Below are 17,844 nucleotides of genomic sequence, written 5' to 3'. Positions count from 1 at the left end.
TGGCTGGAGACGTTCTCCACCGCACGACGTGCTTGCCACTGAGGCAGGCCTGTCGTTGACAGTGCGAATTCTCAAGCATGATATGAACTATTAGGACCGGTTAGCTCCATACATTACTGCACTTCCACACCCGGCCTATCAACGTGATGGTCTATCACGGTTCAAAGATACCTAATCTCAAGGGAGGCTTCCCGCTTAGATGCTTTCAGCGGTTATCCCGTCCATACATAGCTACCCTGCGGCACTCTTGGCAGAATGACAGGTACACCAGAGGTATGTTCACCCCGGTCCTCTCGTACTAGGGGCAACTCCTTTCAAGTATCGACGCCCACGGCAGATAGGGACCAAACTGTCTCGCGACGTTCTGAACCCAGCTCACGTACCACTTTAATTGGCGAACAGCCAAACCCTTGGGACCTGCTCCAGCCCCAGGATGTGATGAGCCGACATCGAGGTGCCAAACGATTCCGTCGATATGAGCTCTTGGGAATCATCAGCCTGTTATCCCCGGCGTACCTTTTATCCGTTGAGCGATGGCCCTTCCACGAGGGACCACCGGATCACTATGACCGACTTTCGTCTCTGCTCGACTCGTCAGTCTCGCAGTCAGGCAGGCTTATGCCATTGCACTCTAACAGACGGTTTCCAACCGTCCTGAGCCTACCATCGCGCGCCTCCGTTACTCTTTAGGAGGCGACCGCCCCAGTCAAACTACCCGCCACAGAGGGTCCCTACACCGGCTAACGGTGCGAGGTTAGATATCAGAAAACAGCAGGGTGGTATTTCACCTATGGCTCCATGTCAGCTGGCGCCGACACTTCAAAGCCTCCCACCTATGCTACACAACTCTTTCCTAATACCACTCTGAAGCTGCAGTAAAGGTGCACGGGGTCTTTCCGTCTAACCGCGGGTACTCCGCATCTTCACGGAGAATTCAATTTCGCTGAGCATATCCTGGAGACAGTGGGGAAGTCGTTACGCCATTCGTGCAGGTCGGAACTTACCCGACAAGGAATTTCGCTACCTTAGGACCGTTATAGTTACGGCCGCCGTTTACTGGGGCTTCAATTCGGAGCTTGCACTCCTCCTCTTAACCTTCCAGCACCGGGCAGGCGTCAGACCCTATACGTCGTCTTGAAGCCGACTTAGCAGAGTCCTGTGTTTTTGATAAACAGTCGCTACCCCCTGGCCTGTGCCCCCCACCAGTGCTTGCGCATAGATGGGGCCTCCTTCTTCCGAAGGTACGGAGGCAATTTGCCGAGTTCCTTCAGGATACTTCTCTCAAGCGCCTTGGTATACTCTACCTGACCACCTGTGTCGGTTTCGGGTACGGTCTATACGGTGGGGCTATTTCCTGGAACCTCTTCACCGCCCCTCCAATCCAATAAGGAGGAACAATTTACGAGATCCGTCACACACCACCAGGCCCACGAATATTAACGTGGTTCCCATCGACTACCCCCTTCGGGCTCGTCTTAGGGGCCGGCTCACCCTACGCTGATTAGCATTGCGTAGGAACCCTTGGTCTTTCGGCGACAGGGTATCTCACCCTGTTTGTCGCTACTCATGTCAGCATTCGCACTTCCGATACGTCCACGGTCGGTTACCCTCCCGCTTCACTCGCCTACGGAACGCTCCGCTACCGCTCAGAATAAATTCTGAACCCTAAGCTTCGGTGCATATCTTTAGCCCCGTTACATCTTCGCCGCAGGAACCCTTGTTTAGACCAGTGAGCTGTTACGCTTTCTTTAAAGGATGGCTGCTTCTAAGCCAACCTCCTGGTTGTTTTGGGATTCCCACATGCTTTCCCACTTAGATATGACTTGGGGACCTTAGCTGTAGGTTAGGGCTGTTTCCCTTTTGACGACGGACCTTAGCACCCGCCGTCTGTCTGCCAGACAAGACTCGATGGTATTCGGAGTTTGGTTAGGTTTGGTACCGCTCGCGCAGCCCTAGCCCATCCAGTGCTCTACCCCCATCGGCATACATCTGACGCTCTACCTCAATAGATTTCGCGGAGAACCAGCTATTTCCCGGCTTGATTGGCCTTTCACCCCTAAACACAAGTCATCCGATAATTTTTCAACATTAAACGGTTCGGTCCTCCAGTGCGTGTTACCGCACCTTCAACCTGCTCATGCCTAGATCGCCGGGTTTCGGGTCTAATCCAACATACTCAGTCGCCCTATTCAGACTCGCTTTCGCTTCGCCTACACCTAACGGCTTAAGCTCGCATGCTAGATTAAGTCACTGACCCATTATGCAAGAGGTACGCTGTCACCCCCTAAAGAGGCTCCAACTGCTTGTAAGCATTCGGTTTCAGGTACTGTTTCACTCCCCTAATCGGGGTGCTTTTCACCTTTCCCTCACGGTACTGTGTTCGCTATCGGTCATGTACGAGTATTTAGGCTTGGAGGGTGGTCCCCCCATGTTCAGACAGGATTTCACGTGTCCCGCCCTACTCTAGTCCTTCATCATCACTTTCGCATACGGGGCTGTCACCCGCTACGGCCAAACTTTCCAGAATGTTCTGCTAGTTGAAATGAAGGCACTGGCCTGGTCCCGGTTCGCTCGCCACTACTACGGGAATCTCTGTTGATGTCTTTTCCTCCAGGTACTGAGATGTTTCAGTTCCCCGGGTTCGCTTCACCAAGCCTATTTTATTCAGCTCGGTGATACCTTATCCACCTCGCCCAGCAGGCCCGAAAGCCAACTGGAAGAAATGGTGAAGGTGGGTTTCCCCATTCGGAAATCGCCGGATCAAAGTTTGCTCACAACTCCCCGACGCTTATCGCAGCGTGCCACGTCCTTCTTCGCCTGTACATGCCAAGGCATCCACCAAATGCTCTTACCTCACGCTTGAGAATCCACACTATCAACGACAAGCCTGCATAGAGCCTGGCGCCTTGCGATAGTGAGGAGAATTATCTCAGCCAGATAATCAATTTGATTAATGTGATGATATTCGCCGCCCTGTCACAAACCCGAAGGCCTGCACAGATACGACGATACCGCCACGGCATCGATTTAAAAACCCATTCACAATGTCAAAGATCGGCGATCCCATGCAAAACATGGCAAACGCCTGACCTGCCGAAGCAGGATCAGTTTTCGTTTCATCTATCGGATGTCAGAACGTCCGCGGCTTATCGCGACGTACCATGTGTACCTGACCAGGTGGGTACCTGGTGGAGCCTATCGGGATCGAACCGATGACCCCCTGCTTGCAAAGCAGGTGCTCTCCCAGCTGAGCTAAGGCCCCTAAAGGTATATGGTGGGCCTGAGTGGATTCGAACCACTGACCTCACCCTTATCAGGGGTGCGCTCTAACCAACTGAGCTACAGGCCCACACCACCGTATCCGGCCGCCATTCCCGAAGGAACAGGCTGCCGCAAACGGGCGTGAGCCGGCTCAGGCACACAGCCTGCAAACACGATTGTGCTGCAAGCTGTATCCGATTGATGAAAGGACATGAGGACGACGGCAATGTTCTTTGGAAGCCACGAAGCTCTTCCCAGGGCTAGCCCGGGCGCTTTCGTGAATATCCTTAGAAAGGAGGTGATCCAGCCGCAGGTTCCCCTACGGCTACCTTGTTACGACTTCACCCCAGTCGCTAAACCCACTGTGGTCGCCTGCCTCCCTTGCGGGTTAGCTCAACGCCTTCGAGTGAATCCAACTCCCATGGTGTGACGGGCGGTGTGTACAAGGCCTGGGAACGTATTCACCGCGGCATGCTGATCCGCGATTACTAGCGATTCCGCCTTCATGCCCTCGAGTTGCAGAGGACAATCCGAACTGAGACATCTTTTGGAGATTAGCGCATCCTTGCGGAATAGCTGCCCACTGTAGATGCCATTGTAGCACGTGTGTAGCCCAGCCTGTAAGGGCCATGAGGACTTGACGTCATCCCCACCTTCCTCCGGCTTATCACCGGCAGTTTCCTTAAAGTGCCCAACTTAATGATGGCAACTAAGGACGAGGGTTGCGCTCGTTGCGGGACTTAACCCAACATCTCACGACACGAGCTGACGACAGCCATGCAGCACCTGTCACTAGGTCCCCGAAGGGAAGAAATCTGTCTCCAGAAGTCGTCCTAGGATGTCAAAGGCTGGTAAGGTTCTGCGCGTTGCTTCGAATTAAACCACATGCTCCACCGCTTGTGCAGGCCCCCGTCAATTCCTTTGAGTTTTAATCTTGCGACCGTACTCCCCAGGCGGATAACTTAATGCGTTAGCTGCGCCACCCAAACTCTATGAGCCCGGACAGCTAGTTATCATCGTTTACGGCGTGGACTACCAGGGTATCTAATCCTGTTTGCTCCCCACGCTTTCGCACCTCAGCGTCAATACTTGTCCAGCGAGTCGCCTTCGCCACTGGTGTTCTTCCGAATATCTACGAATTTCACCTCTACACTCGGAATTCCACTCGCCTCTCCAAGATTCTAGCTTCCCAGTTTCAAAGGCAGTTCCAGGGTTGAGCCCTGGGATTTCACCTCTGACTTAAAAAGCCGCCTACGTGCGCTTTACGCCCAGTAATTCCGAACAACGCTAGCTCCCTCCGTATTACCGCGGCTGCTGGCACGGAGTTAGCCGGAGCTTATTCTCCAGGTACTGTCATTATCATCCCTGGTAAAAGAGCTTTACAACCCTAAGGCCTTCATCACTCACGCGGCATTGCTGGATCAGGCTTTCGCCCATTGTCCAATATTCCCCACTGCTGCCTCCCGTAGGAGTCTGGGCCGTGTCTCAGTCCCAGTGTGGCTGATCATCCTCTCAGACCAGCTATGGATCGTCGCCTTGGTAGGCCTTTACCCCACCAACTAGCTAATCCAACGCGGGCCCATCTAAAGGCGATAAATCTTTGGTCCGAAGACATTATCCGGTATTAGCAGCAATTTCTCACTGTTATTCCGAACCTAAAGGCAGGTTCCCACGCGTTACGCACCCGTGCGCCACTAGACCCGAAGGTCTCGTTCGACTTGCATGTGTTAGGCATGCCGCCAGCGTTCGTTCTGAGCCAGGATCAAACTCTCAAGTTGTGTCACACACCAATCAGGCACGGGAATAAACCCGCCAGCCAGAAAGGCATGAGCTGCAAGGAGCCAATACCTGCTGTCAAACGTAATGGATACGAATGAACATGCTTAACATCCGCCCAGCCGTGGTGGCTGAACAAATGCGGCATCGGCTTAAATTAACCGGTACCCGGAGCCTTGAGGTCCCCGGACCGGGCGCCGTCGCCCACATGTCCCTTCATCAAAAATCAACAATGTCAAAGAACCACCAGACAGTAATAGCGGACAGCTCTAGGTTCCCCGATTTACACCGGGGGACCGGCTATCCGATTATGTTGGCGACCAACGTTGCAGAAGAGGCAGAAGCCGTCAGCGCCGCGTCGGTGGAGCCCATCTATGAGCACACCGCGATTCGGTCAACAGGGTTTTTGCAATTTTGTTTCATCGGCGCGAAATTCTGGGCCTAGCTGACTAAGGAACCTTGCTAAGGGATTGAATGTCATGACGCCGAACAGACATTCTTGGGGTCGCCGGCTCAGCTTGGCGGTCAGATCCCCCGTTCAGAGTCTGGCATAGTTATAAAGTGGTCTACGCCACAGCTTACGATGGAAAGCCCCGATCTGAGCTGTCTTCCTTATGGAGTCGCGATCGATCGCCACCCTATCGGCGAATCGCGGCCTCGGCACGTTGGGCGATGGTAGCCTCTGCCTTAGGCAACGTCCGATAAGCGTAGATCAACAGCGCGAGCGAAATCGGCGCAACTGCGATCAATGACAGAACGCCGATCCGCATACTGCCGCTAATCTCGGATATTTGGCCGACCATGTAAGGCCCAAGCCCCAAACCCACCAGGGTGGTTGCGAGGAAAAATGACGCGGTTGCTGTACCCCGCATACGCGGCAGAACCAGGTCCTGCGTGGTCGCAGCGGCGGCTCCCAATGCCGTGGCGGCAAACATCCCGGCAAGAAAATTCATCAGATAGAACAATGGGGCATTTTCCGTGGTGAACCCGATCCAGATCGGGATCACGGGAGCTACGATGCCGAACATGATGACCAATATCCGGCCCGAAGGATTGCGAGCCCTCAGGATATCCGACAGACGTCCTCCCAGGATGACGCCGAGAAAGCCGGAAACAGCTCCGCTACCACCCAAGACAAATGCCAGTTCGTCCTTCGGCAGTCGCAATACGGTTTCCGCATAAGGGGCCGACCAGAACGCGAGCGCATAGGCTCCGAGCGATACAAGACCGTACCCCAGCGCGGTGCATATGAACGCGGGCGTCCCCCATATCAGACTGAAAGTCGCAGGGTCATGCTTGCGCAAGGTCGAAGCCCACGAAAACACCGCATAATAGCCAAATGCGATCGCCGACCACTGCGGCAGGTTGCCCGTCAGTTCGATCATAACAAGAGCCAGCGCAATCATCGCGGCGGCCATGATGACATTGACCAGCAGCGCCATCGCCCCCCGGCGCAGCGCATGATAAAGCGTAAACGGCGGAAGCAGCATCGACAGGTCGACAAAGAAATCAACCAACGGATGGCGTGCATCGGGCGCATGGGTTGCAGGCCGGACGGGTTCACGCAAGGACGCAACCCAGATGGCGAGAAGTAAGCCCGGTATCCCCACCGCCAGGAACGCCGCCTGCCACCCCACGAGGCCAGCCATCCCCCCGCCAGGATAGGCCGCATCCCAAACCTTGGATATCTTCGCACCAATCAACAACGAAACGCCGCCGCCGAGGTAAAGGCCCGACGAATAGATCGCGAGTGCCGTGGCACGCTTGCGGGCCGGAAAGTAATCGGAAATCAGCGAATATGCCGTGGGGCTTGCAGTCGCCTCCCCCACCCCCACACCCATGCGAGCCAGAGACAAGGTAAAGTAGTTCCGCGCAAATCCGGACAAAGCGGTCATCGCCGACCAAAGCAGCAACCCAATCGTGAGTAGCCGGACACGGTGCCACCGGTCTGCCAGCCTTCCCAACGGCACACCGAAAAGGGCGTAGAAGACTGCGAATGCTGCCCCTCCCAAAAAGCCCAATTGCCCATCTGTGAGATTGAGATCGCGCTTGATGTCGACGGCAAGGATCGAGAGGATCTGACGGTCAATGAAATTGAGGATATAGACCACAACCAGAACGCCCAACACATACCAACTGTATGCAGGAACAGATTCCTCGCTGCGGACGTCGGCCGCTACGACTTTATCGCTCAATGATGGTCCCCTATCCCGGATGCTCTTATTATCTGCCGGCGATCACGACCGGTCAGGTGTTGTAGGCAGTGCTATCGGTAATCCCTGCCTCGGCAAAACCCTTTTTCCGCAATCGACAGGAATCGCACAGCCCGCAGGCCAAACCTGAGGGAGTAGGATCGTAACATGACCAGCTCCAAGCTGGGTCCAGCCCCAGCCGGGCACACTCGCGCGCAATGTCAGCCTTGGTCATATGCTGCAGCGGTGCGTGGATCGTGAAGGGGGCGCCTTCAACCCCTGCCTTGGTCCCCAGCCGTGCTGTCTCGGCGAAACTGGAGATGAATTCGGGGCGGCAATCGGGGTAGCCTGAATAGTCGAGGGCATTAACCCCGATGAAGACATCACAGGCGCCGGCTGCTTCAGCGCAAGCGGTTGTCAGGGCAAGAAAGACAAGGTTGCGGGCCGGAACATAAGTGACAGGAATATCGTCCCCCACCCCATCCTTTGGTACCGCGATCGTATCGGTCAGTGCCGATCCGCCAAAGGCGCGCAAATCCAGCGCGATCTGGGTATGGCGCGCCAGCCCCAGTTTTGTAGCGATGCGCGCAGCCGATTCCAGTTCAAGTCGGTGTCGCTGACCGTAATCGACCGTCAGCGCGTGGACCGCAAACCCGGCTTCTTGCGCCAAGGCAGCTGTAACCATCGAATCCAGCCCGCCGGACAACAATACTACAGCGAGCGATTGGGGCGGCATCTTTTCGGAACCACTCATGCCATCCCCCTACCATGCATGCGAGCAAACGCAATTCTGGCGGATCAACAGCGGCCAGTGCGGCGTGCTTCCGCGGTCAACTGGAACGGCATGCCTTTGTGAATCCCTTGGCTTTCCAATTGAACCAATGTGCCCGTTTCACGGCGAATGCTGGTTCTGCCATAGCCGTTGCCGGGGCATGTGTACTGAACTGTTGTTCGCGCAGCGCCATCCTCGACAACGAACTGGCTGCAACCACTCTCTTGGTGCATTATTTGAATGAGTTCGGTACCTGTCTTCACGCAAATCTTGCGATTTCGCGCAACGCCGCGCTGTTTGATCGTCCATTCACCTTTGGCCAGTGAGCTCAGCATCGCCAGACCATCGCCTTGCGCGGTGGCGGGAGTAGCGAGCCACATCGCGGCTCCCGCAGCGAACGCCCCCAATCCAAGCACGCGCATGCTGCTCTCGGTTCGATTCATCATTCCAGTCCTCGTGCCCTGTTCAGGCGCTGCCGTATTGCTGATAGTGGCCTTAAAGGTCCCAGCGATAGGATAAGTTTTCGACGAAGCGTCAGATTTCGAGTGCAAAAGTGCGCGAACAGAACGCGCAATCGACCGCGATGACACCGTCGGCACTGCGCATGTCTTCTTGTTCATCGGCGGGGAAACGCGAAATGATCGATTCGTAATGCGCCGCGCTGCACCGGCAACCGCGTGAAAGGCGCGCGCCTCTTTGCACGCGAACTTCGTCCTCTTCGTGGAAGAGGCGCCAGACGATTGCTTCCAGCGAAAGCGTAGGGTCCACCAATTCATCATGGCTGGTAGAACCTGCCATCACCGAGACATGTTCCCAATCAGGGTGATCGAGCCGAACATGCAGGCGTTCGCGACCCTCCTCACCATCAGCCAGATGCTGCACAAGCAGCCCGGCGGCGACGCGCCCCTTTGCGCCTGCACGGCTGGCAACGCGGATGAGCGTGGGGATCTGTTCGGACTGCCCGAAATAGCTCTCGCACGCTTCGGCAAGGCTATCGCCTTCAAGCGGAACGATGCCCTGATAGCGTTGCTTGCCTTCGGTTTCGAAGGTGATGGCCAGATAACCGTCACCAAACAATGCCGCCAAGCTGGGGTTGGCTCCTAATGTAGCAAAGCGCTCAGCATCAAAATCGACGTAGCCCCGCACTGCGCCTGCCCGATAATCCACGACCAGCAGCTTTACCACGCCGCCCTGCGTCTGCGCCTGCATGGTCAATTGCGCGTCGTCGCCCTTCAGGAGCCCACCCATCAGCGTGCCCAGCACCAGCGCTTCGCTGAGCAGATGCGTGATCGGGGCAGGATAGTCGTGCGCCGACAGAACCTGTTCGAGCACGTCGTCGAGCCGCACAATGCGGCCCCGCGCGCTGCGCCTCGGCAAGGTGAAACCCATCAGGGTGTCGGAAAATGTTTCGTTTGGATCGATCATGCGGGGCCATATGGGGACGGTTCGGCTTTCACAAAACCCCCCAGCAGCGGCGCATCAGTTCCCGAGCAATCCGAAACCCCACAGCAGCACCGATTTCTGCGCATGAATACGGTTTTCAGCTTCATCGAAAACCGCAGATTGCGGGCCTTCGAAGACCTCCTCGGTCACTTCCTCACCAACATGCGCAGGCAGACAGTGCAGAAATACGGCATCAGGCTTGGCCAGCGCCATCAGTCCGGCATTGACTTGGTAAGACGCCATTGCTGCCAGCTTTTCGTCTGCATGGGCCTGCCCCATCGATACCCATGTGTCGGTCACGATCACATCTGCGCCCCGTGCCGCTTCTGCAGCGTCGTGCGTCATCGTGACCACTGCACCGCCCGCGCGGGCCAGATCGATAAATGTGCGATCAGGCTCGTACCCCGCAGGCACCGCCACGCGAACGTTGAATTTCATGAGCCCCGCAGCTTCAAGGATCGAGTGCAGGACATTGTTGCCATCGCCGAACCAGGCAACTTCAAGTCCAGGAAGCGCCTTGCCGTTTTCAATCACCGTGAGCAGGTCGGCCACAATCTGACAGGGGTGAGACAGGTCAGTCAGCCCGTTGATGACAGGTACTGTCGCATGTCGCGCCATTTCAGTCATCTTGGCATGATCGTCGGTGCGCAGCATGATACCGTCCACCATTCTGCTGAGCACCCGCGCGGTGTCGGCAATGCTTTCCCCGCGTCCAAGCTGACTTGATGCCGAGTCGAGCAGCAAGACGCTGCCGCCCAACTGGCGCATTGCGATGTCGAAGCTGACGCGGGTACGCGTGGAGCTTTTTTCGAACACCAGCGCCAGCACTTTGCCAGCCAGCGGCGCATCGGCGTCTGGCATTCCCTTGGACTTACCGACACGGGCTGCCTTGCGATCGATCGCGTCGTTTATCATCGCGGCGATGTCATCACCCCCGGCATCACCAAGGCCGATGAAATGGCGGTAGTCTGCGGCGCCAGGCACGGTCATGCTGGTTCCGGGACCTTATAACTGGCCGCGCCCGCCGACAGCTTGTCGAAGAACTCGTCGATCTCGGCATCGCCGATGACAAGTGGGGGGATCACGCGGATCGTGTTGTCGCCCGCAGCTACGGTCAGCAGTTGGTGATGATCGCGCAGGTGCACGTAGAACGGACGGCTTTCCATCTTCATCTTCAGGCCCAGCATCAGGCCCTTGCCTCGCACCAGTTCGAACAGTTCGGGGTAATTGCCGATGAATTGCTCCAGCCGTGCACGCATACGCTCGCCCTTTTCGGTGACAGAGGCGAGGAATTCCTCGTTTGCCACGGCCTGCATCACCGCCATCCCGGCAGCCATCGCGAGCGGGTTGCCACCATAGGTCGAGCCATGCGTGCCGAAGGTCATGCCACGCGCGGCGTGTTCGGTGGCGATGCAGGCGCCCAAGGGAAAGCCTCCGCCGATGCCCTTGGCAGTTGCCATGATGTCGGGGGTGATGCCGCAATGTTCGTATGCATACAATTTGCCAGTACGCGCTACGCCGCACTGCACCTCGTCGAGGATCAGCATGATCCCGTGTTCGTCACACAGCGCACGCAGCCCAGCCATGAATTCCTGCGAGGCTGGGCGGATGCCGCCTTCGCCCTGAATGGGTTCAACCAGAATGCCAGCGGTGTGCGGCCCGACCAGCGCCTTGGCGGCGTCCAGATCGTCAAAAGGCGCATATTTGAAACCATCGAGCAGTGGCGAAAAGCCGTGATGCATCTTGGTCTGATTCGATGCGCTGATCGTCGCCATCGTGCGCCCATGAAAGGCGTTGTGGAAGGTAATGATTTCAAACCGGCTTGCATCGCCAGCATCGCCGGCGTTCTGGTGATAGGCGCGCGCAGTCTTGATCGCACATTCGACCGCCTCGGCGCCCGAATTGGTAAAGAAAACGGTGTCACCAAAGGTCGTATCAACCAGCGTCTGCGCCAACTTTTCGCCCTGCGGACTGCCATAGAGGTTAGATACGTGCATCAGCGTCGCCGCCTGCTGCTGGATCGCGCCGATCAGTCCATCGTGCGAATGGCCAAGCAGGTTCACCGCGATGCCGCTGGCAAAATCGAGATAGCGGGTGCCATCCTCGTCAATGAGATGGCAGTGCTCGCCGCGCACTGGCCGGACACCGCAGCGCGGATAGACGGGCATGAGCGGGGTAATCGACATGGGCAGTGTCCTGAATTGGAAATCGGGAAACAAGAAACGCAAATGGCGGCCCTGAACCAGAGCCGCCATCTACAATCCGGTAATCTGCCGCTGACCTTGCGTCAAACCGCAAGGGGCGGTTCTGGCCGAGGTCAGCCTTCGATCGGTGCCAGATTGACGGCGGAATGTTTTCCGCGTCGATCGATTTCGAGATCGAATTCGTAACGCTCACCTTCGTTCAAAGCGGAAAGCCCCGAACGTTCGACCGCGCTGATGTGGACAAAGGCATCAGGCTGGCCATCATCGCGGACGAGGAAGCCGAAGCCCTTCATCGCGTTGAAGAACTTGACCGTGCCCTTGGCGCGTTCCCCGGTCAATTCGCGTGACGGAGCCGCAGCCTTCGCGGCCACAGCGATGACATCGCCAACGACCTGAAGATCCTGCGCCGACACCTTGCCGCCGCGATCCACGAGGTTGTACTGAAGCTCCTGCCCTTCGGCGAGACCTTCAAGGCCGGCCCGTTCGACCGCACTGATGTGCACAAACACATCTTCTCCGCCGCCATCCTGCTGGATGAAGCCAAAGCCCTTTTGGGTGTTGAAGAACTTCACCGTGCCCTTGCCGGTGCCGACGATCTGCGCGGGCATCCGCGGCGCACCGCCAAATCCGCCGCCGCCGCCTGGGCCGCGCTGACCGCCGCCGAAGCCGCCGCCACCACCGCGAGGGGCACCGCCACCGCCGCCGTAACGGTCACCACCGCCGCCGCCGCCGAAGCGATCACCGCCGCCGCCGAACCGGTCACCGCCGCCGCCGCCGAATTCACGCGGGGGCGAGAATCCGTCATTCCCGCCACCAAACGGATCGAAGCCTTCTTCGCCAAAGCCGTCACGCTTGTCGCGTCCGCGCCGGCGTCCCCTATCGTAACCCATAGATCAGTACGTACCTTGCCACACTGCCCGGCCTGAATTGTGCCGATGACGTGGACAGTGAGCCGCATCGGACACAGACGCACCGAGATTTTTGGCCCGGAACGCACGTTGTCCAAGCCATAGCGCACAAAAGCCCGCTTTGCGAATGATTTTACCGCAAGGCCTTATAGGGCGTTGCTAGCCTGTGTGCCGACGCTTGTCGGCGCCGGCTGGTTTGGGCATGAGAAGCGCGGAAGTCACCCGAACAGGCAGGATGCATCATGACCGATTTTCGCCCGCTGACCGCAAATGTGATGGTCAGCCCGCAGCTTGCACTTAGCGACATCACAGCCGCAGCTGATATGGGGGTGGCTCTTGTGATCAACAATCGCCCTGATGGTGAAGACCCGTCTGCGCCTCAGGGGGACAGAATTGCCGAAGCTGCCGCCGCTGCCGGTATGAATTACGTGGCGATCCCGGTGGGTCATGCCGGCTTTAGCGAACCACAGGTCAACGCGATGATCGACGCGCTCGAACAGGCTGAAGGCCCGATTCTCGCCTATTGCCGTTCGGGCACACGTTCGACTTTGCTTTGGGCGCTGGCTGCGGCCAAGCAGGGCGAAAATCCCGACACCATCGCCCGCGCCGCGGCGCAGGCGGGCTATGACATCACTCCGATTCGCGCGATGATCGACATGCTCGCTGCGCGCTGAGGCGCCCCTCTCATGGATCTGCTGCTGCAGACTGCTGGCTCGCTGGTCGCGATCCTCGCGCTGGCGGGGCTCGCGTGGTGGATGAAGCTTGGCGGAGAACCCAAACTCGACAGCGAGGCCGCAGTGCGCCGTGCCGCCGGCGAGGTTGAGGACGGGTTCGATCCCGTCGCCGCCGGTTTCGACGGCAAGGCCGCAATCGTCCGCGATGCGCAGGGGCGGATCATGGTGATCAAGCGCCACGGCAACCGCTTTGCCGGGCGTGTGCTCGGCCCGCAAGCGAAGGCCGGTGTCTGGCAGGATCCCGGCCACAGCGCGCTCAAGGTCGACAGCGGCGAGCGGCGCTTCGGCACCGTCTTTCTCGATATCCCCGCGCCCGAGACTTGGGCCGACGCGATCAATCGGGTAAACGAGAGGCGCGATGCCTGATTTCAACCCCACCCAATATGCGGTGCCGCTGTTCGTGGTGGCTGTGCTGGCCGAGATGATCTGGGCGAAGCTGCGCGCGCCGGAAGCCTACGAGCCCCGCGATACGCTTGTCAGCCTTGCCTTCGGGCTGGGCTCGACGGTGGCGGGCGCCTTGCTGGGCGGATTCGCGCTGGCGCTGTTCATCGGGGCCTACGAGTATCGGGTATTCGATTTCGGTCCCGAGTGGTGGGCGGTGTGGTGGGCCTGGCCGGTGTGCTTCGTGCTCGACGATCTTAAATATTATTGGGTCCACCGCGCCGGGCACCGCATCCGCTGGATGTGGGCGAGCCATGTGAACCATCATTCGAGCCAGCATTACAACCTCTCCACTGCGCTGCGGCAGACGTGGACCGGCATGTTTACCTTTGGCTTCCTGTTAGCGTTGCCGCTGGTGCTGCTTGGTTTCCACCCCGCGATGATTGCGATCTGCGGCGGGTTCAACCTCATCTACCAGTTCTGGATTCATACCGAGGCGATCAGGCGCATGCCGCGCTGGTTCGAAGCGGTGATGAACACCCCTTCGCACCACCGGGTGCACCATGCCACCAACCCGCGCTATCTCGACACGAATTACGCAGGGGTCTTCATCGTGTGGGACCGAATGTTCGGCACCTTTCAGGCCGAACTGGATCATGAGCCCATCCGCTACGGGATCGTCAAGCAACTGGGCAGCTTCAATTTGCTGTGGTCGGTGTTCCATGAATGGGTGGGCATGCTGTCCGACATCTGGCGCGCGCCTTGGAAGCACAAGCTGTCCTATCTGCTGCGCGAACCGGGCTGGAGCCATGATGGTAGCCGCGAAACCAGCGACATGATCCGGGCGAAATGGCAGGCCCGCACCGATGTCGTTGCAACTGACGCAACTTCAGTGGCGGATCGAAACCGGATTGCAGGCAACCAAGAAGCTGCCTAGTCTCCCTGCAAAAGGGAGAGATCATGGAAAGTTTCGACTACATCGTCATTGGCGGTGGCAGCGCGGGTAGCGCGGTTGCCGGCCGGCTTGCTGTTGATGGAACGCGCCGGGTGTGTCTGCTTGAAGCGGGAGGGCGCAATGACAACGTCCTTGTAAAAACGCCGGGCTTCATGCCTTTCCTGCTGAAAAATGCCAATTATCGGTACGAAACCGTTCCGCAAAAAGGCCTGAATGGCCGCACGGGCTACCAACCTCGGGGGCGTGGTCTGGGCGGATCGTCAGCAATCAATGCGATGGTCTATATTCGCGGGAACCGTTGGGATTACGACAACTGGGCCGCGATGGGCTGCGACGGCTGGAGCTATGACGACGTGCTCCCCTACTTCAAACGCGCCGAAGCCAACGAACGCGGCGGCGATGCGTTTCACGGCGCGGGGGGCCCGTTGTTCGTCGAAGACCAGAAATACGCCAATCCGACATCTCACGCCTTCGTCGAAGCCGCTGCGTCCTTGCAGCTGCGCACCAATTCCGATTTTAACGGGGGCCAGCAGGAGGGGTTCGGGCTGTATCAGGTGACACAGCACAAGGGCGAACGCTGGTCCGCGGCGCGGGCCTATGTCGAACCGATCCGCGACGCCGGCAACTTTTCGGTGCGCACCGATACGTTGGTGGAAAAGCTGGTGATCGAAAATGGGCGCGTGACCGGGGTTCAGGTGCGGCGCGGCAACGCGAGCGAGACCCTGCTTGCGCGGCGCGGCGTGGTACTTTCAGCCGGTGCGTTCAATTCGCCGCAGATCCTGATGCTCTCCGGCATCGGCCCGGCAGAGCACCTCAAGGCCCATGGGATCGAAGTGGTTGTCGATCGTCCCGCCGTCGGTGGGAATTTGCAGGACCATATTGATTATGTCTCCGGCTGGGAGACGAAAAGTGACGTTCCGATTGGTAGTTCTTTCAAGGGTACGATCAGGATGGCTGCCGCGATGGTAGAACATCGGCGCACGCGAACCGGGGTCATGACCACACCTTATGCCGAGGCAGGCGGTTTCTGGACCGTAATGCCGGACAGCCCGGCGCCGGACGTGCAATGGCACTTTGTCCCGGCCGTGCTCGAAGATCATGGCCGCGAAAAGGTGAAAGCGCATGGCTTTTCGCTCCATGCCTGCGTCTTGCGCCCCGAAAGCCGCGGCACCGTGCGGCTGCGTTCCCCGGATGCGGCAGCCGCGCCGGTCATTGATCCCAATTTCCTAGATGACGAGCGGGACATGGCGGTCCTGCGCGGCGGGGTGCGCCTGTCGCACCGCATTGCCGATACGCCGCCGATGCAGGCGTTTGGGCCGACCGATCGCCACCCCGTCGATCTTGATGATGACGCCGCTTTGGATGCGATGATCCGCGCCCGGGCAGACACGGTCTATCACCCGGTTGGCACGTGCCGGATGGGCGCGGATGCAGACGCGGTGGTCGATCCGACGCTGAAGCTTAACGGGCTTGATGGGCTGTGGGTGGCCGATGCAAGCGTGATGCCGAAACTTGTCAGTGGCAACACAAATGCGCCCAGCATCATGATCGGCGAAAGATGCGCAGATTTCGTAATGGCAGCGGAAAAAGCCTGAAACCAACATCCTGAAGAATGCGCACCCCGCCCAAGGGGCCGCAGGTTCGACAGCGCAGTCTCAACAAAAAAAGGCCGGAGGGCTTCACGCCGCTCCGGCCTTGTCCAGTTTGTTCGTTCGCAGGAGGAACGTGGTGAGGCGGGGGGAGAGGAGAGGGAGAGAGATGTCCCCCCCCGCCAAGCTTGGTGTTTCTCAGTTGGGTCGCATCGCGAAGGGCCAAAAACCGGTGCCCATTTCTGGCGCGATGCTCCCTTCTCAGTTGTAGGCGCGCTCCCCGTGTTCGGAGATGTCGAGGCCGTTGACTTCGCTTTCCTCATCGACCCGCAGACCAATGGTCAGCTTGACGAGGAAGCCGGCAATCAGCGTGCCCAACGCGGCCCAGCCAATCGTCACGAGAACGCTGAAGACCTGCACGCCGAGCTGCGTGCCGAGCGCGGTGGAACCGTCGCCGGGGCCGCCAAGGAAAGGCTGGTACACGACCGCCGTTCCGATTGCGCCGACGATACCGCCCACGCCGTGGATGCCGAAAGCGTCAAGCGAATCGTCATAGCCCAGCTTTGCCTTCACCTTGGCAACGAAGACATAGCAGACCGCCGAGGCGATAACGCCGAGCAGGATCGCACCGAAGGGACCGGAATTACCCGCTGCTGGCGTGACAGCAACCAAACCGGCAATCACACCTGAGCAGAAACCCAATGCCGAACCCTTGTGACCTGCTGCGCGTTCAATCACCATCCAGGTTAGCGCTCCGGCTGCCGTAGCAACGAAGGTATTGATCATTGCAAGGCCTGCCGAACCATCGGCTTCCAGCGCGGAGCCTGCGTTGAACCCGAACCAGCCCACCCACAGCAGGCCCGTGCCGATCATCGTCATGACAAGGCTATGCGGCGGCATAGGCTCCGAGGGATAGCCGCGACGCTTGCCCAGCATATAGGCGAGCACCAGTCCCGACACACCGGCATTGATGTGCACAACGGTGCCACCGGCAAAGTCGAGAGCGCCGTCTTCAAACAGCAGCCCGCCACCAGCCCACACCATATGTGCAATCGGGAAATAGACGATTGTCAGCCAGATCGGTACGAAAGCCATGACCGCGCTGAACTTCATCCGCTCTGCCGTGGCGCCAAGGATCAGCGCTGCCGTAATCGCGGCAAAGGTCATCTGGAAGCTGATGAAGACATATTTGCTGATGACTTCATCGGTGAAGGTTGCCGCGGTGCTGCTCGCATCGGTGCCAGAAAGGAAATAGCTGCCTCCGCTGACGAACAGGCCCAAAGTGCCTTCGTAAGTGGTGTCGCCGAAGGCGAGGCTGTAACCCCACATCACCCAGATCAGCATGGCAAGACAGGCGGTCGCGCCGATCTGCGTCATGGTCGAGAGCATGTTCTTCGACCGGGTCAGGCCCCCATAGAACAGGGCAAGACCTGGAAGGATCATCAGCAGCACCAGAATGGTCGATGTCATCATCCAGGCATTATTGCCGGGATTGGGAACGGCCGGTGCAGCTTCGGCTGCTGTCGCAACGGCTTCAGCAACATCGGCCACCGGAGCGGCAAAGGCGGGCGCGGCAATCAGGGCCGCCCCGGTCATCAGCGCTGCAGCTTTGAAGATAATACGGTTCAT

The 17,844-nt window shown here is 58.5% G+C and carries 13 protein-coding genes, 2 tRNA genes and 2 rRNA genes; 5 read left to right on the top strand and 12 right to left on the bottom strand.

The features are described 5' to 3' along the window. Positions 1-70: 70 nt before the first annotated feature. The 4 genes from SJY33_RS12825 to SJY33_RS12810 all read right to left on the bottom strand — a co-directional run bounded on the left by SJY33_RS12825 (position 71) and on the right by SJY33_RS12810 (position 5,039). Positions 71-2,862, bottom strand: a 23S ribosomal RNA gene (locus SJY33_RS12825). A gap of 324 nt (positions 2,863-3,186) precedes the next feature. Continuing rightward, positions 3,187-3,262, bottom strand: a tRNA-Ala gene (locus SJY33_RS12820). 10 nt (positions 3,263-3,272) lie between these two features. Beyond that, positions 3,273-3,349, bottom strand: a tRNA-Ile gene (locus tag SJY33_RS12815). A 203-nt stretch (positions 3,350-3,552) separates the two neighbouring features. Beyond that, a 16S ribosomal RNA gene (locus tag SJY33_RS12810) occupies positions 3,553-5,039 on the bottom strand. Together the 16S and 23S rRNA genes with 2 tRNA genes alongside form the textbook arrangement of a ribosomal RNA operon. A gap of 95 nt (positions 5,040-5,134) precedes the next feature. On the opposite strand from SJY33_RS12810, the gene SJY33_RS12805 reads away from it, so the two are divergent. Further along, entirely contained in the window at positions 5,135-5,482 is a 348-nt protein-coding gene (locus SJY33_RS12805) for a hypothetical protein (protein WP_379923160.1), read from the top strand. Positions 5,483-5,675: 193 nt separating this feature from the next. Here the strand turns inward: SJY33_RS12805 and SJY33_RS12800 are convergent, their stop codons facing one another. The 7 genes from SJY33_RS12800 to SJY33_RS12770 form a co-directional block, all read right to left on the bottom strand. Continuing rightward, the gene (locus tag SJY33_RS12800; RefSeq protein WP_379923159.1) at positions 5,676-7,232 is read right to left on the bottom strand and encodes a spinster family MFS transporter; all 1,557 of its coding nucleotides are present in this window, start codon (positions 7,230-7,232) and stop codon (positions 5,676-5,678) included. A 52-nt stretch (positions 7,233-7,284) separates the two neighbouring features. After that, entirely contained in the window at positions 7,285-7,983 is a 699-nt protein-coding gene (gene queC, locus SJY33_RS12795) for a 7-cyano-7-deazaguanine synthase QueC (RefSeq protein ID WP_379923158.1), read from the bottom strand. Between the two features lie 44 nt (positions 7,984-8,027). Then, on the bottom strand, positions 8,028-8,447 hold the full coding sequence (locus SJY33_RS12790; RefSeq protein WP_379923157.1) for a hypothetical protein: 420 nt from the start codon (positions 8,445-8,447) through the stop codon (positions 8,028-8,030). Positions 8,448-8,535: 88 nt separating this feature from the next. Continuing rightward, the gene (locus SJY33_RS12785) at positions 8,536-9,426 is read right to left on the bottom strand and encodes an Hsp33 family molecular chaperone HslO (protein WP_379923156.1); all 891 of its coding nucleotides are present in this window, start codon (positions 9,424-9,426) and stop codon (positions 8,536-8,538) included. Positions 9,427-9,480: 54 nt separating this feature from the next. After that, on the bottom strand, positions 9,481-10,434 hold the full coding sequence (gene argF / locus SJY33_RS12780) for an ornithine carbamoyltransferase (protein ID WP_379923154.1): 954 nt from the start codon (positions 10,432-10,434) through the stop codon (positions 9,481-9,483). Then, positions 10,431-11,630, bottom strand: a complete 1,200-nt coding sequence (locus tag SJY33_RS12775) for an aspartate aminotransferase family protein (RefSeq protein WP_379923153.1) — start codon at positions 11,628-11,630, stop codon at positions 10,431-10,433. The genes argF and SJY33_RS12775 overlap by 4 nt, the downstream gene beginning before the upstream one ends. A gap of 131 nt (positions 11,631-11,761) precedes the next feature. Continuing rightward, positions 11,762-12,538 carry a cold-shock protein gene (locus SJY33_RS12770; RefSeq protein ID WP_379923152.1) on the bottom strand — a complete coding sequence of 259 codons (777 nt, stop codon included), beginning with the start codon at positions 12,536-12,538 and terminating at the stop codon, positions 11,762-11,764. A 260-nt stretch (positions 12,539-12,798) separates the two neighbouring features. On the opposite strand from SJY33_RS12770, the gene SJY33_RS12765 reads away from it, so the two are divergent. Genes SJY33_RS12765 through SJY33_RS12750 form a run of 4 tightly spaced genes read left to right on the top strand, consistent with a single transcriptional unit; the run spans position 12,799 to position 16,221 of the window. Then, positions 12,799-13,230 carry a TIGR01244 family sulfur transferase gene (locus tag SJY33_RS12765; RefSeq protein WP_379923151.1) on the top strand — a complete coding sequence of 144 codons (432 nt, stop codon included), beginning with the start codon at positions 12,799-12,801 and terminating at the stop codon, positions 13,228-13,230. A gap of 12 nt (positions 13,231-13,242) precedes the next feature. Further along, positions 13,243-13,656, top strand: a complete 414-nt coding sequence (locus SJY33_RS12760; protein WP_379923150.1) for a hypothetical protein — start codon at positions 13,243-13,245, stop codon at positions 13,654-13,656. Beyond that, positions 13,649-14,608 carry a sterol desaturase family protein gene (locus SJY33_RS12755; RefSeq protein ID WP_379923149.1) on the top strand — a complete coding sequence of 320 codons (960 nt, stop codon included), beginning with the start codon at positions 13,649-13,651 and terminating at the stop codon, positions 14,606-14,608. The genes SJY33_RS12760 and SJY33_RS12755 overlap by 8 nt, the downstream gene beginning before the upstream one ends. Positions 14,609-14,631: 23 nt before the next feature. Continuing rightward, on the top strand, positions 14,632-16,221 hold the full coding sequence (locus tag SJY33_RS12750; RefSeq protein ID WP_379923148.1) for a GMC family oxidoreductase: 1,590 nt from the start codon (positions 14,632-14,634) through the stop codon (positions 16,219-16,221). Between the two features lie 255 nt (positions 16,222-16,476). Here the strand turns inward: SJY33_RS12750 and SJY33_RS12745 are convergent, their stop codons facing one another. Next, positions 16,477-17,844, bottom strand: coding sequence for an ammonium transporter (locus SJY33_RS12745; protein WP_379923147.1), 1,368 nt, complete (start codon positions 17,842-17,844; stop codon positions 16,477-16,479).

The organism is Erythrobacter sp. R86502, assembly GCF_042466465.1.
Taxonomy (GTDB): Bacteria; Pseudomonadota; Alphaproteobacteria; order Sphingomonadales; family Sphingomonadaceae; genus Erythrobacter.
Note: the sequence above shows the minus strand (reverse complement) of the source record. Positions and strands in the feature narration are given on the sequence as shown.